This window comes from Flavobacterium gillisiae, from assembly GCF_900107635.1.
Lineage (GTDB): Bacteria > Bacteroidota > Bacteroidia > Flavobacteriales > Flavobacteriaceae > Flavobacterium > Flavobacterium gillisiae.
The window spans coordinates 103,183-128,916 of sequence record NZ_FNRD01000015.1; the positions used below are offsets into that span (position 1 = coordinate 103,183).

The following is a 25,734-nucleotide window of genomic DNA, read 5'->3' on the forward strand; positions in this document are numbered from 1 at the left end:
AATAAAACCTTTTCAATTTATTATTACAATACCCATATTTAGTGATATTTGACTTAAATTAAAACATAATCGAAAGTTTACATGAGACACAAGGAACCGTAAAACAGAAAAAGATACCTAAGCATCTTTTTCTTTCTATTTTAAATTTACAAATCCAATAACTTAAAAAACTCTGAAAGCTTAATATTTCTAGCTTCACAAATTTTATTTAAAGTGTAGAGAGTGATAGTATAATTTTTATCATTGTAAATTCGACGGGCTGTTTTTTCATCAATATTGTGATTTAATGCAAACTCAGTTTTTGCCTGAGTCTCACCAATCCACTCAGTGGCAACATAGTCGCATATTTTCCTATTTAAATCACCCATAAAAACAAAATAAGCCGTTAAAAATTAAATTTAATCGGACACCTGTCCGAATATGAAAAACATTTCCTATATTTGTTTTAGAATTAATATATTTGCGATTCTTCATATAAAATATTTGAAGCATTCGCTTTGAATCTCGTATCAGAAAATTGGCGTTTTAAAACCACGAGATGATAAGTAAGATGCTCACGTCCCATGGCGTGGGCTCACTTATTTGTGGTTAAGGTATGCCAATGCCTCTGATGCAATAAGCTGAGTTCCATGCCATTTTTTATGCCTATTATTTAGGCTAAACTCAACTTATATTCTTAGCACTGCTTCCTCCTTTTAATAGTCTCGCATTGACAATTACTGTTTAACCGTATAAACTTTCGCTTGCCTATGATTTAAAAAAAAGAATCTCTATTGAATGCCTGTACTGCCTTATTCTCTATTTTGAATTAGTAAAAATGCAGTACAGGCTATTAAAACAAAAAAATGGCCCTCTAACTCTTCTTGGCGGTTGACTAGAGGACCATTGCTAACAAAACTAACGTTTCTATTAACTAACCCAATATTATGAAAAATAATTCATTTTACAAGGGGAGATTGGCTTTTTGGTGCCTGATTGTTTTCGGGTTCCTCATCTCCTACACCCCTGCTTTATCAAAAACTGCCCTGAAGCCAATTCAGTATTCGCCGCAACAAAACCAAATAAGCGGCACCATCACTGATGGTACAGGACCTTTAGTTGGCGTAACCATAACTATAAAAGGACAACAAAAAGGAGCTATCTCTGACTTTGACGGGAAATTTACTATCAATGCATTACCCAACGATATGCTTATTTTTAGCTTTATGGGCTTCAAAACCCTAACTATTCCTGTTGATGGACACTCTATACTAGCTATTCGTATGCAAGAAGATGCGACTTCACTACAGGAGGTCAAAATTAATGCGGGCTACTATTCCGTTAAAGAAAGCGAACGCACTGGAAGTATCGCTAAAATCACGGCAAAGGATATTGAAAAACAGCCTGTGACTAATCCGTTAGCAGCCATGCAAGGACGTATGTCTGGCGTCAATATCACACAAGCCACAGGAGTACCTGGTGGTGGCTTTACTATCCAGATTCGTGGGATTAATAGCATCCGTGCCGAAGGCAACGAGCCACTATACATCGTGGATGGCGTGCCTTACAGCTCGCAATCGCTGGGTTTCAGTTCCGCTTCTTCAGGTATACTTGCGGGTACTACCAGTCCATTAAACGGTATTAATCCATCTGACTTAGAAAGTATAGAAGTACTCAAAGATGCAGATGCAACCGCTATTTATGGATCTCGTGGTGCTAATGGTGTTGTCCTGATTACTACCAAAAAAGGTAAAGCAGGAAAAACAAAATTTAACTTAAATGCCTACAGCAGCTTTGGAACACTAACCCGTACACTCGATTTAATGCATACGGACCAATACTTGTCTATGCGCCGTGAAGCTTTCTCAAATGATGGGATCACAACCTATCCTGGTTATGCATATGACGTCAATGGAAAATGGGATCAAACAAGGTATACCAATTGGCAAAAAGAACTAATTGGAGGGACTGCAACAACCAATAATCTACAGGCTACCTTATCTGGAGGCAGTTCTGGAACCCAATATTTAATAAGCGGTACAATGCACAAGGAAACTACCGTTTTTCCAGGAGATGCCAAGTACGGCAAAGGAGCGCTACATACCAACCTGACCCACAGAACTGAAGACGGTCGTTTCAAAATAAACTTTTCAGCAAATTACACAGCCGATAAAAACATACTTCCCCCATCTGACTTTACCTATAAGGCAGCGGTTCTTGCTCCTAATGCACCCGCTTTGTATGATGCAAATGGAAATCTAAACTGGGAAAAAAATTCTTGGACCAACCCTCTAGCTACCTTAAATGGACGATATACTGGTACTACCGCTGCGCTAATTGCCAATACATTGCTATCGTACCAAATTTTAGAAGGTTTAGAATTAAAAACGAACCTAAGTTACACGGATAACCGAGTAGAGGAAAGTCGCATCAATCCTTCTACAATGTATAATCCTGCGTTTGGAATTGGTAGTGAACGTTCTACTCTTTACCTCAACAATGCATCTAGCCATTCATGGACTATTGAACCACAACTAAATTGGCTTAAAAAAATAGGTAAAAGCGAAATTAATATCCTTGCAGGAGCTACTTTTCAGGATCAAAAGTCCAGTCAGTTAGCACAAACAGGTTCCGGATTTCCTAGTAACGGTTTGATATATAATCTTGCCGCTGCATCGCGCTTAAGTATTTCAAGCAACACCTTTTCTGAATATAAATACCAAGCTTTTTTTGGCCGAATTAATTTCAATTATAAAAGCAAATACATTCTCAATGCAACGGGCAGACGCGATGGTTCCAGCCGATTTGGACCTGGTAACCGCTTTGCTAATTTTGCCGCTGTTGGTGCCGCTTGGGTATTCTCAAAAGAATCCTTCCTTGATACTAGTACCTTTCTTAGCTTTGGAAAACTTAGAGCTAGCTATGGAACCTCTGGAAACGATCAAATTGGCGATTACCAGTTCTTAGACACCTATGATGTTACAGGAAACAATTATAATGGTATCATCGGACTCCAGCCTTCGAGACTATTCAATCCTAATTTTGCTTGGGAAACGAATAAAAAATTAGAAATTGCTATAGAATTAGGATTTGTCAACGATCGTGTTTTTTTAAGTACAGCTTATTACCGCAACCGATCTTCTAACCAATTAGTAGGTATCCCATTAGCGGGTACTACAGGGTTTTCCTCTTTACAAGCCAATCTAAATGCAACAGTTCAAAATTCGGGATTAGAACTGGAATTACGAGTCGAACCATTCCGTTCTAAAAATTTTAATTGGACTTCGGATGTCAATCTGAGTCTTCCCAAAAACAAGTTGTTGGAATTTCCTAATCTAGAAAGCTCTCCCTATGCTAATAGATACCTAATTGGGCAATCTATTAGCATTCAAAAAGTATATCACTATACGGGAATCAATCCACAAACGGGACTGTATTCTTTCGAAGATTATGATAGTGATGGACAGATTAGTAGCCCCAATGATCAGCAATGGATTGAAGACACTGCTCCCAAATGGTTTGGAGGTTTTGCAAATCAATTAAGTTATAAAAATTGGTCCATGGATTTCTTATTCCAATTTGTAAAACAAAAAGCAAGAAATTATTTATACAACACTTCTTGGGCTGGAGATATGGTCAATCAACCTGTAGCAATAGGAAACCATTGGCCCTTGGATGGATTAAACTCTCAAACGCAATTGTATACTACAGGTGAAAACGGAGAAGCGCTCGATGCTTGGTCTTCTTATAGCAATAGTAGTGCAACCATCAGCGATGCCTCTTACATCCGTTTAAAAAGTCTTAGTCTATCGTACACAATCCCTACCAAAGGATCGGCTATCAGTACGGCTAGAGTGTATTTACAGGCACAAAATCTATTGACTTTTACGAACTACAAAGGAGCAGATCCTGAAAACCAATCTTCCTTTTTCATAGCACCATTGCGTCAGATCTCATTGGGTGTGCAACTGGGTTTATAACATAAAAATTAACAAGATGAAATATTACAGACAAATACAAGTTGCATTAATAGCTGCTTTAATAGTTATTATATGCCTTTGGCTTTCTAGTTGCGATAGTTTTACTGAAACGGATCTCCCGAAGACGCAACTAATCAAAACTGCCGTTTTTCAAGATGTAAAAACAGCTACCGCAGCTCTTTCCGACTGCTATGCACAAATGCGAGATTACAGCATGATTTCAGGGAATTCTGATGGGCTTTCCAGTCTGTTAGGAAATTATGCGGATGAATTAACCTACTACGGGGTTAGTGACTCCCCCTTACAAAACTTCTATTCCCATACACTGTTACCTTCCAATAGTGGGGTTTCCGTTTTATGGAATTCTAGCTACAATCAAATTTACGCTGCAAACGCTATAGTAGAAGGTGTAGATAATTCAACAGCGATTACAGGAGATAATCGAAACCGCTTGAAGGGAGAAGCGCTGTTTATCCGTGCTTTTATACATTTTAATTTGGTGAACTTGTTTGGAGATATTCCCTATATCACCAGTACCGATTATAAAATAAACACTATGATTTCAAAGCAGACCCAAGCAGACGTCTACAACCAAATTATAGCAGACTTACTAGAAGCAAAAGAGCTATTACCCGAGTCGTATACTTCCGCTCAACGAATCCGTCCCAATAAATATACCGTTTCGGCCTTACTGGCTAGAGTATTTTTATATACAGAAAACTGGCAGTTAGCAGAGAATGAATCGAATGCAATTATTAATAAAACAGTTCTTTACCAGTGGCAGGATAATTTAGATTTAGTTTTCTTGAAAGACAGTCCTTCCACGATTTGGCAATTGCACCCTGGTGTAGCGGGCTTAAATACAATAGAAGGTCGAACTTTTATTTTTACTAGTGCGCCGCCAAATATTGAAGCTATAAGTCCGGACTTACTCAATGCCTTTGAAACTGGAGATCAAAGAAAAAATCAGTGGTTGGGTAGTGTGAATGATGGAACAGACACCTATTATTTCCCTTTTAAATACAAGCTCGATACGAATTCAGGAACATCTCAGGAGTATTCCATTATTTTTAGATTAGACGAGCAATACTTAATTCGAGCTGAAGCTAGAGTACATTTAGGAAAACTAGCTGAAGCCAAAAACGATATCAATAAGATAAGACAAAGAGCAACTTTAACAAATACGAGTTCTAGTACTCCAGAGGAACTATCACAAGCTGTCTTACAGGAGCGAAGAGTGGAATTGTTTACTGAATTCGGGCACCGTTGGTTTGACTTAAAACGTACTGGAAAAGCTGGTACTGTTTTGAGTGTAATTAAACCAGCATGGAAAGATAGAGATAATTTACTTCCACTACCTGCGTCTGAACTGCTAGCAAATAGTCATTTACTACCTCAAAATCAAGGATACTAAATTATGAAAGACACTATCTTATTAATCAAAAAACATATAATTTTACTTCTTTTTTTATTGGGATCTGTAACTATATGGGGACAGATATCAGTAAAAAGAAAAGTTTCTCCTGCTGATTACAGCCAATGGAGTACACTTAACTCCGAGAAATTAGCTGCTGATGGTAAGTGGCTGAGTTATAAATTGTCGTATGATTCAGGAAACGATACTATTTTTGTACAGCAAACTTATGGTAGCAAAAAATATACTTTCCCTTTAGCAACAGACGAAAATTTCAGTCGAGATGGAAAATGGTGGGCTGCAATAGCACCCGAAAAAGGACTTGGGATATTGAATTTAAAAACTGGAAAATGCCAATGGACTGCAGATGTTGAATCGTATGAATTTCTAGCAAATGGTAAATATTTGGCTTTCCTTAAAAAAACTGGACTGGAGCAGGAACTCTGTATTCTGAATTTGAGAACTGGACAAAAATATAGTGCAAAAGACATTGCGGAATATCGTTCTAGTCCTAATGGGAAAATTGTGGTATTTATAACAAAGCAAGAAAACGCCGTAAAATTAATTTGGATTGACGACTACTTTCGTACTGCGGAAATAATTCAGAGTTCCGCAAAACGCTTTAAAAACTTGATTTGGAATAAAGATGCAAATGCACTGGCTTTTTTACAGGAACTCCCGCAGGATCAATACCAAGGAACCAATCACAAACTGTATTTCGTCAATCATATGGATGGGGTTCCCAACCTGCATATTCTGGATCCCTTACTTGCTGAAGATATACTTAAGGGGCTGAAAATTGTAACACCGCCAGCAAAAAATCCTTTGGAGATGGCAACGGATGGCAAAAAGGTTTTCTTTTATACAACCGCTCCGAAATTGGAAAGCAAGGACAAGGAAATCGTACAGGTATGGGATGGTGCAACACCATGGACCTACCCTAGCCAAAAGAATTCAGAAAGCTGGCAATACAATTCCAAAATGGTAGTGTGGTGGCCCGAGGAAAACAAATTATTTAATATAGGAACCGAGGAGTTTCCAAAAACGCAGTTAATGGCAGATGGAAATTATGCTTTAAACCATAATCCGCTGCAATATGAACCACAGTATGAAATTGCCAGTCCTGTTGATTATGTACTAACAGATGTGCGTACTGGACAAAGCAAAAAAATACTGGAAAAACAGATCCGAAAATATGATTTTATCAAGAGTTCCGGTTCCGGAAATTTCATCAACTATTTTAAAGAAAAGCATTGGTGGGTTTACAATATTAAGGAGGATAGCCATATCAATCTGACATTGCCTTTGGGAATCCCCATAGATGAGGTGGATTATGATTGTGGAGGCACTGCCCCGCCTTACGGAAGTCCGGGATGGTCAGTGGATGAAAAATACCTGATTGTTTATGATCAATATGATATTTGGTTATTGTCTGCCGATGGAAAATCACAAAAAAGAATAACACAAGGCCGTGAAAAACGTATTCAATACAGAATCGCAGAGGACAGCTATACGGATTCACTGTTGTTAGGAAATGCTGTTTTGACTGGGAATAAATTTGACCTGTCTAAAGGGTTATTTGTGGAAGCTATTGGAGAAGACAAATCTTCAGGCTATTTTTATTGGCATCCAGAAGGAAACATAAAAAAAATGGTGTATAAAGACCTAATGATAGATCACTTGATAAAAGCAGAACAATCCGCAAGCTACATATACAGAGAACAGTCTTTTAAATTATCCCCAAGATTGATGTTTAAGACTGAGAAAGAGAAACAGCCAAAAATTTTGATACAAACCAACCTACAACAGAACCATTTTGATTGGGGGCGTAACGAACTGATTTCCTATACCGACTCTAGAGGGACTCCATTACAGGGAGTGTTATACTATCCGTCCAATTTTCAAAAAGGCAAACAATACCCCATGATCGTACATATTTACGAAAAACAATCGAATATACTACATCATTATTTCAATCCAGCAGAAAATGCCCTGGATGCATTTCCTCTTACCAATTATACTTTGGACGGTTATCTCGTCTTATATCCTGATATAGCGTATGAATTAGGTGAACCTGGTAAATCAGCTGCGGATTGTGTAGTAGCAGCAGTAAAAACAGTGACTGCAAAAGGGATAGTAGAAGAGCAACACATTGGATTGACGGGGGCCTCATTTGGCGGTTATGAAACAGCTTATATTGTGTCGCAAACCAATATTTTTGCTGCAGCGGTAGCAGGTTGTCCACTTACCGACTTTGTTAGCCAATACCTTAGTCTGGATGGTACCGGCGGTACTACTAGGATGTGGAGATACGAATCGCAGCAACAACGCATGGGAGTATCCCTCTTTGAAGATTATCAGGGATACATTGAAAACTCAGTTGTAGCACAGGCTGCAAAAATCAACACCCCTTTATTAATATGGTCTGGCCTTGAGGATACAATGGTAAGTTGGACGCAAGGACTCGAACTACACTTAGCCTTGCGTAGGCTGCAAAAGCCAAACCAATTTTTAGTATATCCAGGAGAAAACCACTCCTTTTTAAAACGGGAGACAAAAAATGACTTGACACAACGTACCAAACAATGGTTCGATCATTATCTTAAGGAGAAACCCTTTAGAGATAATTTGAGTAGCAATTAAAAACAACAATGCTGGATTTTTTTAAAATCCAGCATTGTATTACCAATAAATATTGGTATACGAACGGTTACTAAATTTTTTTAAATAGCACATCTGGACAATCAGTTCCAGCAGCATTCAGACGATAAAGCTGCTGACCACTAGAGGTGCACATTAGTGGATTGGGAGCTGTTGAACACTTTACGTTTGTTTGTTCACAGGAAGCAGGGAGATGTCCATTAACATCAATTGTGCTACTCAAATTAGAGCTTGAAACATTGTTAGCGAAAGCTCCCGCAATCGCAAAAACAACTACTGCAATGGGAAATCCCATTTTTGAAAAATTTGTTTTCATAATACTAAAATTAAAAGTTAATGATCTACTCTTTTTTACAGGTTTTCGATCGCCATCCTGATACTGCGCAGTATATTTTAATTCCTTTTTAATAAAGATCAAGGTGCATGTAAAATCTTAAATCCTCTTCATTGATAAGCATTAGTCCGTATCTTATATGTAACGATAGAATAATCGTATAGGGCTACAAAAACATCCTCAACTACCCTAAAATCAGTCATTTTTTGATTTAAAAGATTAGGAACATAAAAACTAAACAAATAGGTGTTTTTCATAAAATCATAGACATCAATAATAGATGATTTATCCCACATCTCTTCCGTTTCATAACGCCCCATTAGACCGGCATGAACAAAAAGATAATTACCAAAAGTTGCTGTTCTTTTATTTACTATGATTGGAGGAGCACTTAGCTTACTTTGATTTCTTGAATGAATAGTAGTTACTTTAATTTGCGCTCGACTAATTGTATCAATAGTATGACCTCGATGTACTAAATTTAAGCTATCATCACATACCAGATACTCATTGCGATAATAGTAAGTATAAAGGACTTTTTTTAATTGCTCATTATAAATTAAATTACCATCGGTATCAAAAACACCATCAATTTGCTTTTCCAATAGCTGCGGTGCTAATCTTACTTTAATCACATCATTAATTGTTATAGTTCCTAAAACATTTTCATGATTTTTACTGCTTACTGAACGAATAGCAAAAGACTCCTTATTTATTGGCTCTCCTTTAACAAAATAAACTTTATCGTACATCCATAAACTGGCTTTCCAATCGGTAAGATTACCTCTAAAGATGCAAGGAACGGTACCGTCGATCAAATAAAAATACGGTGATTGGACACGTACTTGTACAGAACGAAAAGGAAGGTTAGATTTGGAAAGTCTTATAACATAACTTTTTTTCGTTTGTAACCCAATGTCGATTACTATGATATGAAGAGGTGCCTCATAATTACCTAGATAAACTTTGTTCTTCTCGATTCCGGCAATATAGAAGGACGGATGTTTTAAATCTAATTCATTATTTTTTGTAATTGGATGATGCGGAAAACGACGAATAAAGTTGTTGCGATGATGAATAATATCTTCCGATAATATAAAAAGTAAAACTACAACAGCAATACTGCTCAATAAGGTGATAGAGACCGTTCTAAAAGTTCTATTATACTGATTCTTACTACCAACATATTTTGGGTTAAATAGTAACAGCATTATACCCGTAAATGCCAGTAGAACGAATAAAATATTAAACACCAAATGCTCAGTCCAATCTAAATTTTCAAGTATTCCTCCACAAGAGCAAGGAATAGAAGAACTATAATTCAAGATAATAATAATGTATGTAGTAAACATAACCATCAAACTAAAAGCAGCAAAAAGACCCACAAGACGAAATCTTGGAACAAGTAAAAATAAGGCTATGATTAGTTCCACAATTGGAACTCCCCAAGACACCCATCCTGCAAAAGCACTTAACAATGGCGACTGTCCCAGCTGCACCTGAAAGTTCTCAAAATCCAATAATTTACTCACAGCAGCATAAACAAAAAGCAGTATGTATAACAGGCAAATTATCTCAATGATTCCATTCTTTATTGTCGCACTTAAATTCATATCTGTTCCTTTTTGGGTTAAACCGAATGCATTCTAAATGTTCTCAACTTTGAAGTTTCTCTGGAAAAAGATTTTAAAGATTCAAAGTCTTGCCGATTATTTAAAACAATCATTCTTAAATACTTACCAAAATTACTGCCCTTTTTTTGGAAACATGATTTAAAAATCAAGCCAAAATATTTGAAAATCAAGCCGTTTTTCGAATAAAGATTCGAAACAGCTATTATTATTAGAAAAGGAGATAATTAAAACCAAAGAATGCCAAATACGCAGTATCCGCTTATTTGGCATTCTATTAGGTTCGCTTAATATCACATTCTACTTCGTGGTTCCACTCAACACGTTCAGTTTTTCACTTAGTTCTATCAGTCCGGCTTTTAATAGACACTCCCCACCTAGCGACCTCAACTCCTCCAAATTTTCTTCTGGAACACTGGTCAATAAGTTTGATGCTTTATCATCTACTTTAGCCAATAATCCACGTTCGATAACATGGTTTAATAACAATACATTTTTACGGGAGATTTTCAAATCAATCTTCACCAGCTCATTCATTCCAGGGATACTAAGGATCGTATCAAAAACCTGGGCTACATCATTTGTTGTTAGCATAATCTTCTCGTTTTAAATTAATATTTCAGTACTCCAAAAATAAGAAGCTTACTCCAATTTATCCCAGTCAAAATATGATGAGGATTGGTCAAGGGATTTAGCTTTTTTACTTTAGTAAGCGGAATCTGAATTATGAACCTGATAAAATGTATGTTATGAATTTCAGCAACAATAGCTTTTCAATAGAGCAAGCCAAAGCAATAGATCTAGTTAATTACTTAAAGTCCTTGGGTTTTGAACCTGAAAAAATTAGGTACAATGACTACTGGTACCTTTCGCCATTTAGAGATGAAAAAGAAGCGTCTTTTAAAATCAATTGCAGATTAAATCGTTGGTATGACCACGGCCTTGGCAAAGGCGGAAACTTGATTGATTTTGGTATCGAATTTTACAAGTGTAGCATTCCTGAATTACTACGCAACTTAAGTGGTAATCTTTCTCTTCAACAGCCACTACTTTCCTCTTTAGAAAATAGTGTTCAGCAAGAACCTAAAATTAAGATTGTGGAAGTAAATACACTGACTTCGTATTCGCTACTACGCTATCTCGAACAGCGTACTATCCCAGTTGCAATTGCTCAACAGTTTTGCAAGGAAGTTCACTACAGTTTAAATGATAATACCTACTACGGAATTGGTTTCAAAAATGATTTGGGAGGCTATGAAATTAGAAATCCCTATTTCAAAACAACAGCTTCACCAAAGGGAATAACCACCTTCGAGAATGGCAGTGATGAGGTAGTCGTTTTTGAAGGCTTCTTTGACTATTTATCCTTTAAAGCGATGACCAAAAACCTTCCTAAAAATAGTCAGGATTTTGTCATTTTAAACTCTGTTTGTTTTTTCGAAAGAGCACGTCTTTTTATGGAAAATCATGAATCCATTCGGCTTTATCTTGACCGGGATGAAACAGGTCAAAGTTATACCAAGCGTGCACTATCTCTGAGTACTAAATACAAGGATGAAAGTACGCTTTATCGAAATTATAAAGACCTCAACGATTGGTCAGTGAATTTTGGAAAGTCAAAAAAGAATAATTTGAGGCATAAAAACAGTTAGCTACTATCCCACTTCTCATAGGGAATTAGTACTATCCCATGCAATCCCCTAAAAACAACTTTAATGATCGAAGGCCATTACATGTAGCTAAAAGATTGCCACGTTCCTGCAATCGGCCAGATGTCCGGTTGTTAAACAACCGAGTCTGGCTGCCTATCACTCGGGACTCGTGGGCAGTGAAACTGAAAAGCAAAAAAAGGCCTAAACACAATGAAATGAAGTATTATCGCTCCGCAAGGACAAGTTAAAAATATTGAATTAATGAGTAAAATGATAGATAATGGAAAAAGGAAATTCAAACCGAACACGCATAATTGGGCTGCGTTTAACTCCCTCCGAATATGCAAAAATAGAGCGCAAATGGAAAGCAAGTACCTGTCGAAAGCTGAGTGATTATGTGCGCAGAAGTCTTTTTGACAAGCCTATAGTGACTACCTACAGAGACGCTTCGTTGGACGAATTTATGCTGCAAATGATTCAGCTGCGAAAAGAGCTCAATGCAATAGGAAACAACTTTAATCAGTCTGTAAAAAAGCTTCATATTCTACAGCAGATTCCCGAATTTAAAAGTTGGTTGATTCGCTATGAGCTAGAAAGTAAAATCCTTTTTAATAAGATTGACGAAGTTAAAAAATCCATCCAAAAATTTGCAGAATTATGGTTACGGTAATCAAAACAGGGCACTATATTCATCGTATTTTAAACTACAATGAAAACAAAGTCAAAGAAGGAGTGGCAGTATTTATGGGGGCAGGAAATTACCCTATTGACGATGCTAATTTGGCAATAAACATGAAGTTGAATCGGATGTTGAAACAAACTGCCTTAAATGAAAATGTGACTAGAAATAGTGTACATATTTCCCTAAATTTTGATCCTTCAGAAACATCTTTATCTAAAGAAAAACTAATGGCTATTGCGCATACTTATATGGAGAAAATTGGCTTTGGCCAACAACCTTATTTGGTCTATCAGCATCATGATGCGGGACATCCTCACATTCACATCGTCTCCATAAAAGTGAGGGAAGATGGAAGCAGAATTGATACCCAAAACATTGGTCAAAACCAGTCTGAAATAGCCAGAAAAGAAATAGAAATTTCCTTTGGTTTAGTTCCCGCTGAACGTCATAAAAGAAAACAAGATTATGAACTCAAGCCAGTTGCAGCTAGTAAAGTGTTATATGGCCGTACTCCCACTAAAAGAGCTATAACTATGGTGCTCGATGTGGTGCTAAACCAATATAAATACACGAGCCTTCCAGAACTTAATGCAGTCTTGCAACAATACAATATACTGGCTGATCGCGGTAGCGAAAATTCGAGGGTGTTTGCCAATAAAGGATTACTATATCGGATTCTAGATCAAAATGGAAATAAGGTTGGAGTACCCATTAAAGCGAGTGACTTTTACAGTAAGCCAACGCTTAAATTTCTAGAAGAGAAATTCATTCAGAACGAACAGCGTCGAAAGCCTCATAAACTAAGGAGCAAAAACACAATAGATTTTCTTTTACTAGGGAATAAACCAGTAAGACTTCCAGAACTATTAGAAAGATTGGAAAAAGAAGGTATCAATACTGTCCTTCGTCAGAATACCGATGGTTTACTTTATGGTATCACCTATGTTGACCATAGAACTAAATGTGTTTTTAATGGCAGCGCTTTGGGAAAACAATACAGTGCTAAAGCAATTCAAGAGCGTTGCGGAGCAGAATCTGCTAGTCTAAACAAAACAACTTTTAAAATTAAAAACTCTAGGGAGGGACAGCGTCAATGGGATTCTCAAGATTCTATTTTAAAAGAGACTTCGACCGTACTCCCTATTAGCGATTTAGGAAAAGTATTGGATCAGTTACTACAGCCAGAGCAAGCATCAGATTATTTACCGAAGCAGTTAAAAGGAAAGCGCAAAAAGAAGAAAAGAAAAGGACAATCTGATAATCAGTAAACTATTAAATTATGGCTATGCAAACTGGAGAAAACGACCAAGCCTTGAGGAAAATATTAGATATGACTCGGCTTATCAGCATCCTACTTTTAGGATTACATTTTTACTATTACTGTTACTCCTCTTTCAAATTATGGGAATTGAGTAGTGCATTTAGCGACCAGATCTTAGGCAATATTTATAAGGCTGGTTTGTTTAGTAATTTTCATAAGTCAAAATTATTTGCTTTAGGATTTCTTTTCATTTCTTTATTGGGAGCCAAAGGCAGAAAACAAGAGAAACTAAATCATAAAACAGCTTTTGCTTACATTAGTACGGGAATGCTAATCTATTTTTTAAGTTCGCTTTGCTTACTACTCAAAATCAATATAACGGAAGTAACGATTTTGTACATTTCGATTTCTTCGATTGGTTTTCTATTGATACTTTCTGGAGGTACTATTCTTTCCCGAATCATTAAAAACAGACTGAATAGCAAAGATATCTTCAACAAAGAAAATGAGACTTTCCCACAGGAAGAACGCCTACTCGAAAATGAATTTTCGATCAATCTTCCAGCGCGTTATCATTTGAAAGATAAGGTACGAAACAGTTGGATTAATATTATCAATCCTTTTCGAGCTTTGATGGTTTTAGGGTCTCCAGGATCCGGAAAATCCTATTTTGTAATTCGGCATGTAATTACCCAACATATTCGTAAAGGGTTTACGATGTTCGTCTATGATTTCAAATTCGATGATCTTTCCAGAATAGCTTATAATACGTGGCTGCATCACAAACACGAATATCCTATAGCTCCTAAATTTTACATCATCAATTTTGATGACTTAACACGAACCCACCGATGCAATCCGTTAGATCCTTCTGCTATGACGGATATTACAGATGCAGCCGAATCCGCCCGCACTATTCTTATGGGACTCAACCGAGAATGGATCAAACGTCAGGGTGATTTCTTCGTGGAATCTCCGATTAATTTTCTAACCGCTATTATCTGGTATTTAAAAAAATATAAGGAGGGGCAATTTTGTACGCTACCCCATGTAATCGAACTTATGCAGGCGGACTATGACAGTCTCTTTACCCTATTGCGAACAGAGAAGGAAGTCGAAGTGTTAATAAATCCTTTTGTCAATGCCTACCTCAACGATGTTATGGAACAATTAGAAGGTCAGATCGCTTCCGCCAAAGTAGCGATGGCACGCCTCTCCTCACCCCAACTGTATTATGTTTTATCTGGAAATGATTTTACTTTGGATATCAATAATCCAGAAGAACCAAAGATTGTCTGTATGGGAAATAATCCTCAGAAAATTCAAATTTATGGGGCTGTTCTATCACTCTACGTAAGTAGGCTAATCAAGCAAGTTAATCAAAAAGGCAAACAGAAAAGCAGTTTAATTTTTGATGAATTCCCAACGATCTATCTCAACAATATGGATAGCCTTATCGCTACTGCACGATCTAATAAAGTAGCTACTTGTTTGGGGATTCAGGACTTCAGCCAGCTCCGTAAAGAGTATGGACGCGAACAGGCTGATGTAATTATGAATATCACTGGAAATATTGTTAGCGGTCAGGTTACTGGTGATACTGCCAAACAACTTTCGGAGCGATTTGGGAAAATTATGCAGGACAGAGAAAGCCTCTCCATCAATAGCGGAGATACTTCTATAAGCCGGTCTAAGCAATTAGAGTCTGCTGTGCCACCCTCCAATATTTCTTCTCTAAGTTCTGGTGAGTTCGTAGGCATGGTAGCGGATGATCCCGACTGCAAAATTGAATTGAAGACTTTTCATTGCGAAATTCTAAATGACCATCAAGCACTTAAAAAAGAACAGGATAACTATAAAGAAATTCCAATTATTCGAAAGTTAGACAATGCCATGGTGCAGCGTAATTATCTTCAAATTAAGCAGGATGTTCAAGACATTATTCATTCTGAGATGGAACGTTTGCTGAATGATCCTGGACTGGCTTACTTGGTGTTGAAGAAGTAGTCGATTGTATTGACTATTACGCCAAAGAAAGATTTTAGCTCAAATAAAGATCATCAATTTGCAAAAGACATGTATCTATTTAGTTTTTATTGTAGAGGAATGAATTTTATAGACTTGTTAAAATTAAACAACTCAAATTTGTACGATGATAGACTATCCTATTTAAGAACTAAAACTGGGGTACACTTGAATTTTAAGCTGCGGGATCATTCGCTTAAGATACTAGAAGTTTACACCCAAAAATCAATGAACGCCTATTTATTCCCTCTTTTACTGACGGAAGAGATGACCACTAAACAGATTACATACCGTAGTCATAAATTACTTGGGCAAATAAATCCAGCTCTGAAACAAATGATGGAAGTTTTAAAAATTAGCAAGCATATCACTTTTTACACTGCGCGACATACGTTTGCAACATTTCTAAAATTTGAAACTACACCAATTGATGCCATTAGTGAAATGCTTGGTCATACCGAGATCAGAACTACTCAGGCCTACCTTAATAAATTACCGAATAAGAAACTTGATAAAATTATCGATGATGTATTTGAGAATTCAAAATATTTCTAAAACAGTTATATTTATAGTGTAGTAAACTGTTTTATAACAAGTTTGTTTACATCAACAAAATGCGGTGGTAATTGTTGCTAATCACCGCATATATATATATATATATATATATATATATATATGATTAATATTACCGCCATATCAGTAATTTCATATCTTTCTTATTTTTCAGAAATAGAAACTATCATTTATTACTTAAGTTTACTGCAATAACAGTAATATTGACTTATTTTCTATTAAAACATCTAATACAATAAATAAATACCGTATTTTTACCGCCTAAACAGTATAAAATGAATGATTTCAATTTAGGAACTTTGATAAAAGACCATCGAAAAAAAGCTGGACTTACCCAACTGGAGTTGGCAAACCTTGCAGGAGTAGGAAAAACTACTGTTTTTGATATTGAAAAGAACAAAGAAACGATACGCTTTAATAATCTGCTTGCAGTACTTAAGGTATTGAATATAAAAGTAGAATTCATCAGCCCTCTAAATAAATAAACATGAGACAAGCAATAGTATTGGTTCACGGCAATAGAGCTGGAATCTTATCCGAGATTACGAATAAAGAGTATCATTTTGAATATGATCTTGATTATAATGGTGAGGCAGTTTCTTTGACTATGCCTACAACACATAAAAAATACAGTTACAACTCCTTTCCTTCATTTTTTGAAGGATTATTACCCGAAGGTGTGATGCTAGAAGGATTGTTGCGCATTGGCAAAATTGACAAAAAAGATTACTTCTCTCAACTCATTGCTACAGGAAATGATTTAGTAGGATCTGTAACGGTTAAAACATTGGAAAATGAATAGATGTCCCATTACTTATGAACTGTGCGGAACAGATAAATACAGCGCAAAAGGAATGCGTCTTATCGCTCCCAAATTAACGCACTTAAATGATTTGCCCTATACTGCTGTCGAACTTCGTCAAGAAGCGGCTAATAGAGCCAAAAAACTATCCATTCAAGGGGTACAACCAAAACTTAGTGCAGCTGTTTCTATAGTAGATCAAGAGTTTAAAATTGTAGATCAGTTTGGAACGTATATCATCAAACCACAAAATGATTTATTCCCACAATTACCCGAAAATGAGGACGTAACCATGCGAATGGCAAAAGCATTCGGCTTGGACGTTCCTTTTCATGGAATGTTGTACGGAAAAGATGGAAGTTTATCTTACTTCATTAAACGTTTTGATCGTCACGGTAAAGGAAAAAAATGGGCAACCGAAGATTTTGCACAATTAACGGCTAATACGAGAGATACCAAATACCGCTTTACAATGGAAAAACTGATTCCGGTACTGGATGAATTTTGTTCTTTTCCTGCCATTGAGAAAGCAGACTTTTTTAAAAGAATTCTTTTTTGTTTTGTAACTGGAAATGAAGACATGCACTTGAAAAACTTTTCTTTGATTACCAAAAATGGAAAAACAACCCTCGCTCCTATTTATGATTTTCTGAATTCTACAATAGCGATTAAAAACCCAGATGAAGAAATGGCACTTCCCTTGAAAGGAAAAAAGAGCAACCTGAAAGCTTCTGATTTTATAGGTTATTATGCCAAAGACAGATTACAACTCAACGAAAAAACGATAACTAACATTCTCGAACAAATGAAAAAAGCAACTCCTAAATGGAAGGAGTTGCTTGAGATTTCTTTTCTCTCAGATGAAATGAAAGAGAAGTATTTAGAGTTGTTGGATGGTAGAGTTGCATTGTTCGATTAAAATATTATTTTTTTATTTATGACTTAATAGAACTTATTAAACCAAAAAAATTATTTTTAATTTGACAAATTACTTCATCTAATGTAAGACCATTTGTCTTGGCTAAATAATTATAAACCTCAAGCAAATCATAAGGATAAATAAGTTTACCTTTATTAACTATGTATGGTCCATCGCTCTCTATTAGTACCCTATGCAAAGGTATTCGGTTTATTAAATCAATTCCTTTTTTAGATTTTATCATAGAGGTATTGATCGAAAAATAGTATCCTGCTGTAAGAATTTTTTCAGCGTCTTCAATATGTCCAGAATACCAATGAAAAATAGCATGTTTTATATCGTAATCAATAAGCTTGCTTAAAACTTCTTTTTCGGCTCCCCTTGAATGTAAGCTAATTAGTTTTTTTGAACCACAATTCTTAATAATAGATAGAATTTCAGTAAATATTTTTACTTGTAAGCCTTTTGTCATTATTCCTTCCTTAGAAAAATCTAATCCGATTTCTCCTATATATGTAGTGTTTTTTATTAATTTTTTAAATTTTGAAATCTCTATCGAATCATATTTTTTCATAAACAAGGGATGGAAACCGAGTGCTTGCCTAACTTTTTTCTTATCCCTAAAGTGATTATATCCTAATTCAAAATGACTAGGTAGGCTAGTCATACTTATTACTATTATTTCCCTTTTCTCGCATTCATTTAAAACTTGAATTGGATTAGGATACATATCGATATGACAATGAGTATCAATTATCATAAACCCGCCATTTTTCTTCGTTCCTGAATATTACAACTTTTATCAACTAAATCTCTTAATTCTTTTCGAGTTTTATTAATTAAACTAATAAAATTTCCAAATTTATCATCATTGTCTACACCACCAATAGTTAACTCTTTCATAATATCTTCATCTGACAGTTTTATACCTAAAAAATCTAACATCGCCTTTAAATCTTGTCCTTGACCAGACAAAAGGAAAGGAGTCGTTTTATTTCTCCCAGTTAACTTTTTATTAATATCATCACCATAAGTTGTCTGATCTTTTATACTTAGTAACGAAGCTTTTCTATAAGTACATGGCATACAAACTCCACAGTGCGAAGAATTTCGATTGTCTCGATTAATAACGTGTCCTCTTTTTCCACATGAATTTGAAAACTTTACCATTTGTTTGAGTAAACTTGTATTAAGACACATTTTAACCATTTCTCCTTTAGTTTGAAATTCATATGGATTTTCAATATCACTATTGAGGTTAACCTTATCTAATGTTTTCTTAAGTAAGGAAATAAATTTAGGATGTGTTGTTCTTGTACTACACGCACCTCTTCTAGATGAGCTTAACGGGAAATTCAACGATACAGAACCATTTTCAGGAACTATAATTGGTGTTTTCCTCATGTCGGACACTAATACCGCTATTCCTAAAAATAATATTGAACGACTTCTAAATGTTTTTTCCTTGTTATTTGTACTTTTCAACGTAACCTCTACTAAACTTACTCTTTTGATTCTATTTTGATATTCAGTTGGTAATTTACTTATTAGTATATTTTGATCATAATTAGGGCCTTTCATTTGAGAATCAAAGTGCGAAACCAATAGTAGATTTTCTTGTTTATTACTTGGTGAAGCTAAAAAATCAATTGCTCCAATTAGTGAATCTAACCCTCCTGAAAACAAGTTTACTTGCTTATAAAATTTATCAACATAATCAAGTGATATTATTTTGGTAGGTATTTCTATTATCGAATCTTTAAAATCAATATTCCAATAATCACCCGTTAGGAAAGAAAGAGTTTGTTGCAGTTCATCAATACTAGATTTCCATAATTCTTTAGAAAAAACAGGGAGTACAACTTTAATATTTCTGGACCACCCATCTTCAGAGTTTAATTTTCTATTTACAAAACGATCAATACTATATATCATCGAAGATATTAAGAAAAAATCTATCGCTGTAGAACTTGATACAGATGCAAATTCACAGAATTCAGGAAAATTAATCTTGATTACCCCCTCTTCATTAGTTTTTGAATTCTTGATTCTGATATCAATTTTTTTATCTTTTTTAGAAAAATTTGAATCTTCTATTATTATTTCGACTTCCATTACTCTTCTATTTTAATGATTGCTTCAAATATTTTTTCTATTTCTTCTTTTCCTTCATTACCATTCCAATCTATTTTTGATAATTTCCGATTTGAGTTAAGCAATTGAACCCTGCTTTTTATTTCATTTTCAATTGATTTGAAAGTTTCTTTAGTAATATCTATTCCTTTTTTTTGTTTCAATTTCTCTTCAAATCTTTCCCATAAATATTCATAAATATACTTGCCAAAAAATACACATAGAAATTCAGATAATTTTGTGCTATCAACATACGCTTTCATTATGTTTTCTAAACTATCTACATCATCATCCACTTGATTCTCTAATTCCTTCATTACCTCATAAATTGCTGAATTTGCAGCAGCTTCATCCATTCCTATAGCTTCATCCCCGAAATAATCTATTAAGTAATTTATTATTTCTTTTGTAGTTTTCCCATCTAAATTTGAGAATCCAATTTGTTCAAGAGCTTTATCAATTCCAAAATTATTTACTCCCAAGAAAAAACTAGCTATTTTTTTTGAAGATTTTAAGCCTGATTTACCGATGACATTAGATCTACCTGTACTAATACTTTTACTCCCTCCTCCAATCTTTACCAACCTATCAAGGGCTGCAATAACATGCTCACTTTTCCTTTTTTCAAGTTTTTTTTCTTTCTTTGAAAGAATATCAATTTTTACTTTATCATCAACTGGTTTATCCACAATATCTAAAGCACTTAAATCATTAACTGCATTTGCAACGCCCGTTACTGAATTAGAAATACCTCCCCAATTCGGTCCATTATTTATTCTTTGAGTTGTTCCCATTCTAATTATTCAATGATTTACAAATTTTAGTTTTAGGATCTTTCTTTAATTCAGTAATAATTTTTTCCATTTCTGGGTTACTCTTAAGCACCATTTTAAACTTACTACTTAAATGACTCGGTATTCTTGATTGATCCATTTGCTTAATTATTTTTAGATAAACATCAATTGAAAACAATGCTTTTTGCAAAATTAATTCTATGAAAATTAAATGGATTCTTTCTTCTTCAGGAGTTTTTTGAATTTCATTTTCAAACAATCCAATTAAGATTTTCAACTTACTTTCATCCAGAATTTTTACTGAATTGGTAATAATTCCTTTTAAATTCTTTTCAGAACTATAATTAATTATTTTGGTTCTTAAATCTCTTATTTCCTTTGGCAATAAGGATGATGCTGAAATACTATCTGATAATTGATCCCGTGAAATCCAATAATAATCCCTTAAGTCAACATCAGCCAATTTGGGTTCTGTATTTAACCAGTTAACAACATCTCCCTTAGTCCAATTCACAGAATATTTTGAAACAATCTCATCGGTATTAAATTCTTGTGCTAGATCTTCAATTTCTTTAATTTCTGTTGAAAAACCGTTAGTTTCAGATTTTGCTTGCCATTCATATAATTCTCTAAATAAATCAATATTAGAATATTCTAGAACCATTAGTTTAGCAAGAATATCTAGTTTAACGTTGTCAAGTTTAGCAATTGTTATTAATTTTCCTCTTAAGATATATGTATTTAAAAATCGTTTAATTTGCCTTGGATTTCCTTTTAAACCATAAGTAATAATCTTAGCTGATGAGGCTAAGATTGTAATACTATTACCTAAGCTGGAAATCTCTTCCACCGATAAAACACCATCTATATTACCAAATCCAAAAACACTGTATCTATCTTCCTTAATATGGTCCTGATACTTTTTTAGTATATCTTTAAACTTAATTGGGAAGGCTTTCTTACATAATAAAAGTGTCAGATATGTTTCAACCTCATTATCAGAAAGTTTAGGCAGGTTATATGGGATTTGTATTAATTTTTCTAGATAATCACTTACAATCCTATCATTCTTTATTTTATCGTCAGAATTGTATGAAATATTATCGGTTTTATATTTTAATTCAATTGCGTGTCTAACGATTCGAGGATCTGCGCCAATTAAAAATGCGGTTTTGGGAACATTAAGAAATAATTTAACCGCCTCTAAATTCTCTATTATTCTGTCAGGCGTACATCTATCTAAATCATCAATAATAACCACTAGTTTCTTAAAATTTGTACTTTCCAATAAATCTTCAAAATCGTTCCTAAAATCTGCAACTGCATTAGTTTTATCAACAGTTTCTTTTCCAGCAATTTGTAATGAATTAAAAAAATCAACACCTTCAGCACTTTGAAGCTTTCCTATTAGTTTTTCTTTGCTATCAATTCCAAATTCTATTAATTTTTGTGATGCATAAGGAATTAAACTTAAGCCCCCACTAAAATATGCCGAAACGGCAGGTAAAGCTATATTTTTCATTACCAAACCTGCTCCTCGCATCCAATTGATTGATTTCCATAATTTTTCAGCTTTTCCCTTTACAAGTTGCTTCACTTCTGAAGAAAGCTTTTTATTTTCTTCAAGTTCTTTCAAAATTGAATTTAATAAAGCTGCTTTAGCATCGTCATAACCTTCAAAAGTCCAGCCGTTAAAATATATACAAAGTGAATCTTCATACTCTTCGTTCTCAAACTCATTTTTAATTATCTGTAAAATACTTGATTTTCCACTACCCCAATCACCAAAAACTCCAATCGTTATTGGTAAGATAGTTTCATCATTAATTACATCAATTAATAAATCTGCATGTACTTTAAACCCTAAAAGGTCTTCTGATGTTTCATTATCACTCCACATAACATTTCTTTAAATTAATTAATAATCTCTTAAACTCAATTTGATGCTTTAAATTTTCAGCAAATAAGATAAATTTAGCTTTGAGTTTAGATTGGTTTAAATTAAATATTCTCCATATTTTAGCTCTAAGCCACCATTCCCTTCTCAAACAGCTCCACAAATTCCTTCATCTTTGCAATGATCCTATCCCCGATGACTCTAGCTTGCAATATGCTTGGTCTATTGTCTAAGCATTGAAAAACTTCATCTTTTATGGGTTCTCGGCCGCTGTAGATGTAGGCATCGATTAAGGCTTTGAACTGGGCTTTGTCCAGGTGTTCTTCTTCGCAGAGTTTTCCTAAAGCCAATACTTTTTGCTCTTGCCAGAATTTTTCAAACTCCTCTTCTATGGCATCGCCGTCTTTGATGTGCGGCATGTTTTCGTCAATGAATTTCTGAATCAATTCTCGTTTACTTCTCAGTTTGATGTCGCCACCTAATAAGTCCAATATGGCTTTACGTTGGGCTTTGGCTTCCGAGGTGTTGGCGCCTTTCAATTGTGATAATAATTTCAGGATATAGGCCACTCCTATTTTATCCCGGTGTATCAACTCCAATTCAAAATCAATATCATCTAGGATCGAAGTTTTCTGTACTTGGGTGTCTTGCTTCACCTTTTCGTACAAGTCCAAATACTTCCCTTTGTAATCTTCAAATTCTTGTTGCTCAATTTCTAAATCCTCCCAATCAAAATCAGTGTAGGATTGTAAGACATTCATGTTACGCATCAATTTCCGGAAGGCTTGCACAAATAAAGCTTGCGCTTCTTCGTCTTTCAAATCATTTACGCTCTGGTATGTGGGTGTGATTTCACGCAATGCTTTTAAGGCTTCGGCAAATTTTTCGGCTATTTTTTCATAGTTGGGAATCGTGACTACATCTATTGCATCTTTGTTCGAAAACAAAGTAATCGCATCATCGGTCGCTTTTTTTAGATTTCGAAAAGAAAGTATATTTCCCTGCGATTTTTGTTCGCCCAAAATTCTATTAGTCCTAGAAAAGGCCTGAATTAAGCCGTGTTGCTTCAAGTTTTTATCTACGTACAACGTATTTACTTTCTTGGCATCAAAACCAGTAAGCATCATGTTGACTACAATGACAATATCTAAACGGTCTTTCTTATCATTGAAGTTTTCTTTCTCACGGTTTTTTAAACGTCCACTAATATCATTAAAATACGATTCAAATAATTTGGAGTCTTTGGTGGTAAAACTACCATTGTACATTTGGTTGTAATGCCCAATATATGTTTCTAGTTTATCTCTGCTGTGACTTGATGCATATCTACTTTCTGGTTCGGCTGCTACATCAAAATCTCCTGGTAAAAAATCTTGCGCTTCGTCTGAATCTTCATTGGCACCATAGGTAAAAATGGTTGCTACACGCAAATCGTGTTCTCCTGCTTCTTTCTTTTGTTGAAAGAAATCATAATACTGTATGGCATTGTCAATACTACTCACGGTCAACAGTGCCGAATATTGCTTGCTGAACGTTTTCTGATCGTGGTAGGCTATAATGTAATCGACAATTTTCTCAATCCGTTTGGGCGAATCCAGCACTTCTTGTTTGTCTATTTCTTCTACTTCAATATCAATAAAAGATTTGCTTTTATTTTTGTATTTCCCCACATATTCTATTCCGAAAGGCAAAACGTTTTGATCATGAATCGCATCGGTAATGACATATTTATGCAGGCAGTTGCCAAATAAATCTTTGGTGGTTCGTTTTCCTTTGTCGTTTTTGGAAGCGTTTTCGGCGAAAATTGGCGTACCAGTAAAACCGATCAGCTGACTTTTATCAAAAAACTTCGTAATGCGCTCGTGGGTTTCCCCAAATTGAGAACGGTGGCACTCATCAAATATAAAGACGATCTTCTTATGACGCAATGGTTCTATGCTGTGCTTGAATCGATCTGAAACAGCATTGTTTAATTTCTGAATCGTAGTTAAAACCAGTTTGGTATTATCCGTCAGTTGTTTTACTAGGGATTGTGTATTGTCAGTCACATCAACGCTGTCTTTCTTGAAGGCGTTGAATTCATTCATAGTTTGGAAATCTAAATCTTTCCTGTCTACTACAAAAACCACTTTATGCACTTCTGGCAAATCCATTATAATTTGGCTCGCTTTGAAAGAGGTTAAGGTTTTTCCCGAACCCGTGGTGTGCCAAATATAAGCGTTATCGCTAGAATGTTTAACCTGATGAATTATGGCTTCGGTAGCGAAATATTGATACGGACGCAAAATCATCATGACTTTGTGCGTCTCGTTGATGACAATATAATGCGCAATCATTTTGCCCAAATGGGTTGGATTTAAAAATGCTGCTGCAAATTCTATTAATTCGGTAATGTTTTTGTTATTGGCATCAGCCCAAAAGAATGTTTGTTTGACCGATTGTAATTTATTATTGGCCAAATACTTCGTATCGACACTATTGCTAATCACAAAGAGTTGCACGTATTGAAACAAACCGTGATTGCTCCAGAACGAATGTTTTTGATAGCGATTGATTTGGTTAAAGGCTTCTTTGATTTCGGTACCGGAACGTTTGAGTTCTATTTGTACCGAAGGCAAGCCGTTGACCAAAAGCGTCACATCATAGCGGTTCTTGTAGCTTCCTTCTTGACTGATTTGGTTGGTTACCTGGTATACATTAGCAGCTGTATCTTCACTATTAAAAAAACGAACATAAAACGAAGTGCCATCTTCCTTAGTCAATTGAAAACGGTCGCGTAGCGTTTTGGCTTTTTCAAATACATTACCTTTGGCGAGATGATTTAAAATGGCATCAAACTCTTTTGTACTGAAGCTAGTTTCGTTAAACAATTCCATTTGGCTTTTCAGGTTAGCGACCAGGGCGTCTCCGTCCTGAATTCGTACAGACGCATAGCCTAAACCCTGCAATTGCTTGATTAGGTTGTTTTCTAATTGTGCTTCAGATTGATGGCTCATT

General features: G+C 35.2%; 20 protein-coding genes. 11 read left to right on the forward strand and 9 right to left on the reverse strand.

Annotated features, from left to right (window positions below; translation table 11 throughout):
- Positions 1 to 146: 146 nt before the first annotated feature.
- Positions 147 to 368, reverse strand: coding sequence for a helix-turn-helix domain-containing protein (locus BLV35_RS17560; protein WP_091093290.1), 222 nt, complete (start codon positions 366 to 368; stop codon positions 147 to 149).
- A 558-nt stretch (positions 369 to 926) separates the two neighbouring features.
- Here BLV35_RS17560 and BLV35_RS17565 point away from each other — a divergent pair.
- The 3 genes from BLV35_RS17565 to BLV35_RS17575 are packed head-to-tail and all read left to right on the forward strand — an operon-like array spanning position 927 to position 8,016.
- Positions 927 to 3,959: a SusC/RagA family TonB-linked outer membrane protein gene (locus BLV35_RS17565; protein WP_091093292.1), complete on the forward strand. Its 3,033-nt coding sequence runs from the start codon at positions 927 to 929 to the stop codon at positions 3,957 to 3,959.
- A gap of 16 nt (positions 3,960 to 3,975) precedes the next feature.
- Positions 3,976 to 5,373, forward strand: coding sequence for a RagB/SusD family nutrient uptake outer membrane protein (locus BLV35_RS17570; protein ID WP_091093295.1), 1,398 nt, complete (start codon positions 3,976 to 3,978; stop codon positions 5,371 to 5,373).
- Between the two features lie 3 nt (positions 5,374 to 5,376).
- Positions 5,377 to 8,016, forward strand: a complete 2,640-nt coding sequence (locus BLV35_RS17575; RefSeq protein ID WP_091093298.1) for a S9 family peptidase — start codon at positions 5,377 to 5,379, stop codon at positions 8,014 to 8,016.
- Positions 8,017 to 8,086: 70 nt separating this feature from the next.
- On the opposite strand, the gene BLV35_RS17580 is transcribed toward BLV35_RS17575, so the two are convergent.
- The 3 genes from BLV35_RS17580 to BLV35_RS17590 all read right to left on the reverse strand — a co-directional run bounded on the left by BLV35_RS17580 (position 8,087) and on the right by BLV35_RS17590 (position 10,593).
- Positions 8,087 to 8,350 carry a DUF6520 family protein gene (locus BLV35_RS17580; RefSeq protein ID WP_091093369.1) on the reverse strand — a complete coding sequence of 88 codons (264 nt, stop codon included), beginning with the start codon at positions 8,348 to 8,350 and terminating at the stop codon, positions 8,087 to 8,089.
- Between the two features lie 128 nt (positions 8,351 to 8,478).
- Entirely contained in the window at positions 8,479 to 9,981 is a 1,503-nt protein-coding gene (locus BLV35_RS17585) for a DoxX family protein (protein WP_091093301.1), read from the reverse strand.
- Positions 9,982 to 10,299: 318 nt separating this feature from the next.
- Complete coding sequence (locus tag BLV35_RS17590) at positions 10,300 to 10,593, reverse strand: hypothetical protein (protein WP_091093304.1); 294 nt, start codon at positions 10,591 to 10,593, stop codon at positions 10,300 to 10,302.
- A gap of 155 nt (positions 10,594 to 10,748) precedes the next feature.
- Here BLV35_RS17590 and BLV35_RS17595 point away from each other — a divergent pair, with 155 nt between their 5' ends.
- From BLV35_RS17595 to BLV35_RS17630, 8 genes are all read left to right on the forward strand, one after another.
- Positions 10,749 to 11,651: a toprim domain-containing protein gene (locus BLV35_RS17595; RefSeq protein WP_091093372.1), complete on the forward strand. Its 903-nt coding sequence runs from the start codon at positions 10,749 to 10,751 to the stop codon at positions 11,649 to 11,651.
- 280 nt (positions 11,652 to 11,931) lie between these two features.
- Positions 11,932 to 12,321 carry a plasmid mobilization protein gene (locus BLV35_RS17600; RefSeq protein WP_176980652.1) on the forward strand — a complete coding sequence of 130 codons (390 nt, stop codon included), beginning with the start codon at positions 11,932 to 11,934 and terminating at the stop codon, positions 12,319 to 12,321.
- Positions 12,309 to 13,601 (forward strand): relaxase/mobilization nuclease domain-containing protein, encoded by a 1,293-nt coding sequence (locus BLV35_RS17605; RefSeq protein WP_091093308.1) that lies wholly within the window; start codon positions 12,309 to 12,311, stop codon positions 13,599 to 13,601. Before BLV35_RS17600 ends, BLV35_RS17605 begins: the two co-directional genes overlap by 13 nt.
- Positions 13,602 to 13,618: 17 nt before the next feature.
- Positions 13,619 to 15,601, forward strand: coding sequence for a conjugal transfer protein MobC (gene mobC / locus BLV35_RS17610; protein ID WP_091093375.1), 1,983 nt, complete (start codon positions 13,619 to 13,621; stop codon positions 15,599 to 15,601).
- A 99-nt stretch (positions 15,602 to 15,700) separates the two neighbouring features.
- Positions 15,701 to 16,174: a tyrosine-type recombinase/integrase gene (locus BLV35_RS17615; RefSeq protein WP_176980653.1), complete on the forward strand. Its 474-nt coding sequence runs from the start codon at positions 15,701 to 15,703 to the stop codon at positions 16,172 to 16,174.
- Positions 16,175 to 16,467: 293 nt separating this feature from the next.
- The gene (locus BLV35_RS17620; protein WP_091093312.1) at positions 16,468 to 16,677 is read left to right on the forward strand and encodes a type II toxin-antitoxin system Y4mF family antitoxin; all 210 of its coding nucleotides are present in this window, start codon (positions 16,468 to 16,470) and stop codon (positions 16,675 to 16,677) included.
- Between the two features lie 2 nt (positions 16,678 to 16,679).
- On the forward strand, positions 16,680 to 16,994 hold the full coding sequence (locus BLV35_RS17625) for a HipA N-terminal domain-containing protein (RefSeq protein WP_091093314.1): 315 nt from the start codon (positions 16,680 to 16,682) through the stop codon (positions 16,992 to 16,994).
- The gene (locus BLV35_RS17630) at positions 16,987 to 17,913 is read left to right on the forward strand and encodes a HipA domain-containing protein (protein ID WP_091093317.1); all 927 of its coding nucleotides are present in this window, start codon (positions 16,987 to 16,989) and stop codon (positions 17,911 to 17,913) included. The genes BLV35_RS17625 and BLV35_RS17630 overlap by 8 nt, the downstream gene beginning before the upstream one ends.
- Positions 17,914 to 17,929: 16 nt before the next feature.
- Here the strand turns inward: BLV35_RS17630 and BLV35_RS17635 are convergent, their stop codons facing one another.
- The 5 genes from BLV35_RS17635 to BLV35_RS17655 form a co-directional block, all read right to left on the reverse strand.
- The gene (locus tag BLV35_RS17635; RefSeq protein ID WP_091093320.1) at positions 17,930 to 18,673 is read right to left on the reverse strand and encodes a TatD family hydrolase; all 744 of its coding nucleotides are present in this window, start codon (positions 18,671 to 18,673) and stop codon (positions 17,930 to 17,932) included.
- Positions 18,670 to 20,028, reverse strand: a complete 1,359-nt coding sequence (gene qatC, locus BLV35_RS17640; protein ID WP_091093324.1) for a Qat anti-phage system QueC-like protein QatC — start codon at positions 20,026 to 20,028, stop codon at positions 18,670 to 18,672. Before qatC ends, BLV35_RS17635 begins: the two co-directional genes overlap by 4 nt.
- The gene (locus BLV35_RS17645; RefSeq protein ID WP_091093327.1) at positions 20,028 to 20,840 is read right to left on the reverse strand and encodes a hypothetical protein; all 813 of its coding nucleotides are present in this window, start codon (positions 20,838 to 20,840) and stop codon (positions 20,028 to 20,030) included. The genes qatC and BLV35_RS17645 overlap by 1 nt, the downstream gene beginning before the upstream one ends.
- Before the next feature lies 1 nt (position 20,841).
- Positions 20,842 to 22,740 carry a P-loop NTPase fold protein gene (locus BLV35_RS17650; protein ID WP_091093329.1) on the reverse strand — a complete coding sequence of 633 codons (1,899 nt, stop codon included), beginning with the start codon at positions 22,738 to 22,740 and terminating at the stop codon, positions 20,842 to 20,844.
- 125 nt (positions 22,741 to 22,865) lie between these two features.
- Positions 22,866 to 25,733 carry a type I restriction endonuclease subunit R gene (locus BLV35_RS17655; protein WP_091093331.1) on the reverse strand — a complete coding sequence of 956 codons (2,868 nt, stop codon included), beginning with the start codon at positions 25,731 to 25,733 and terminating at the stop codon, positions 22,866 to 22,868.
- Position 25,734 lies beyond the last annotated feature (1 nt).

Bases quoted from the DNA above. Each gene is read 5' to 3' on its own strand.
- BLV35_RS17560 (WP_091093290.1), bottom strand. From the start codon at position 368: ATGGGTGATTTAAATAGGAAAATATGCGACTATGTTGCCACTGAGTGG.
- BLV35_RS17565 (WP_091093292.1), top strand. From the start codon at position 927: ATGAAAAATAATTCATTTTACAAGGGGAGATTGGCTTTTTGGTGCCTG.
- BLV35_RS17570 (WP_091093295.1), top strand. From the start codon at position 3,976: ATGAAATATTACAGACAAATACAAGTTGCATTAATAGCTGCTTTAATA.
- BLV35_RS17575 (WP_091093298.1), top strand. From the start codon at position 5,377: ATGAAAGACACTATCTTATTAATCAAAAAACATATAATTTTACTTCTT.
- BLV35_RS17580 (WP_091093369.1), bottom strand. From the start codon at position 8,350: ATGAAAACAAATTTTTCAAAAATGGGATTTCCCATTGCAGTAGTTGTT.
- BLV35_RS17585 (WP_091093301.1), bottom strand. From the start codon at position 9,981: ATGAATTTAAGTGCGACAATAAAGAATGGAATCATTGAGATAATTTGC.
- BLV35_RS17590 (WP_091093304.1), bottom strand. From the start codon at position 10,593: ATGCTAACAACAAATGATGTAGCCCAGGTTTTTGATACGATCCTTAGT.
- BLV35_RS17595 (WP_091093372.1), top strand. From the start codon at position 10,749: ATGAATTTCAGCAACAATAGCTTTTCAATAGAGCAAGCCAAAGCAATA.
- BLV35_RS17600 (WP_176980652.1), top strand. From the start codon at position 11,932: ATGGAAAAAGGAAATTCAAACCGAACACGCATAATTGGGCTGCGTTTA.
- BLV35_RS17605 (WP_091093308.1), top strand. From the start codon at position 12,309: ATGGTTACGGTAATCAAAACAGGGCACTATATTCATCGTATTTTAAAC.
- mobC (WP_091093375.1), top strand. From the start codon at position 13,619: ATGCAAACTGGAGAAAACGACCAAGCCTTGAGGAAAATATTAGATATG.
- BLV35_RS17615 (WP_176980653.1), top strand. From the start codon at position 15,701: ATGAATTTTATAGACTTGTTAAAATTAAACAACTCAAATTTGTACGAT.
- BLV35_RS17620 (WP_091093312.1), top strand. From the start codon at position 16,468: ATGAATGATTTCAATTTAGGAACTTTGATAAAAGACCATCGAAAAAAA.
- BLV35_RS17625 (WP_091093314.1), top strand. From the start codon at position 16,680: ATGAGACAAGCAATAGTATTGGTTCACGGCAATAGAGCTGGAATCTTA.
- BLV35_RS17630 (WP_091093317.1), top strand. From the start codon at position 16,987: ATGAATAGATGTCCCATTACTTATGAACTGTGCGGAACAGATAAATAC.
- BLV35_RS17635 (WP_091093320.1), bottom strand. From the start codon at position 18,673: ATGATAATTGATACTCATTGTCATATCGATATGTATCCTAATCCAATT.
- qatC (WP_091093324.1), bottom strand. From the start codon at position 20,028: ATGGAAGTCGAAATAATAATAGAAGATTCAAATTTTTCTAAAAAAGAT.
- BLV35_RS17645 (WP_091093327.1), bottom strand. From the start codon at position 20,840: ATGGGAACAACTCAAAGAATAAATAATGGACCGAATTGGGGAGGTATT.
- BLV35_RS17650 (WP_091093329.1), bottom strand. From the start codon at position 22,740: ATGTGGAGTGATAATGAAACATCAGAAGACCTTTTAGGGTTTAAAGTA.
- BLV35_RS17655 (WP_091093331.1), bottom strand. From the start codon at position 25,733: ATGAGCCATCAATCTGAAGCACAATTAGAAAACAACCTAATCAAGCAA.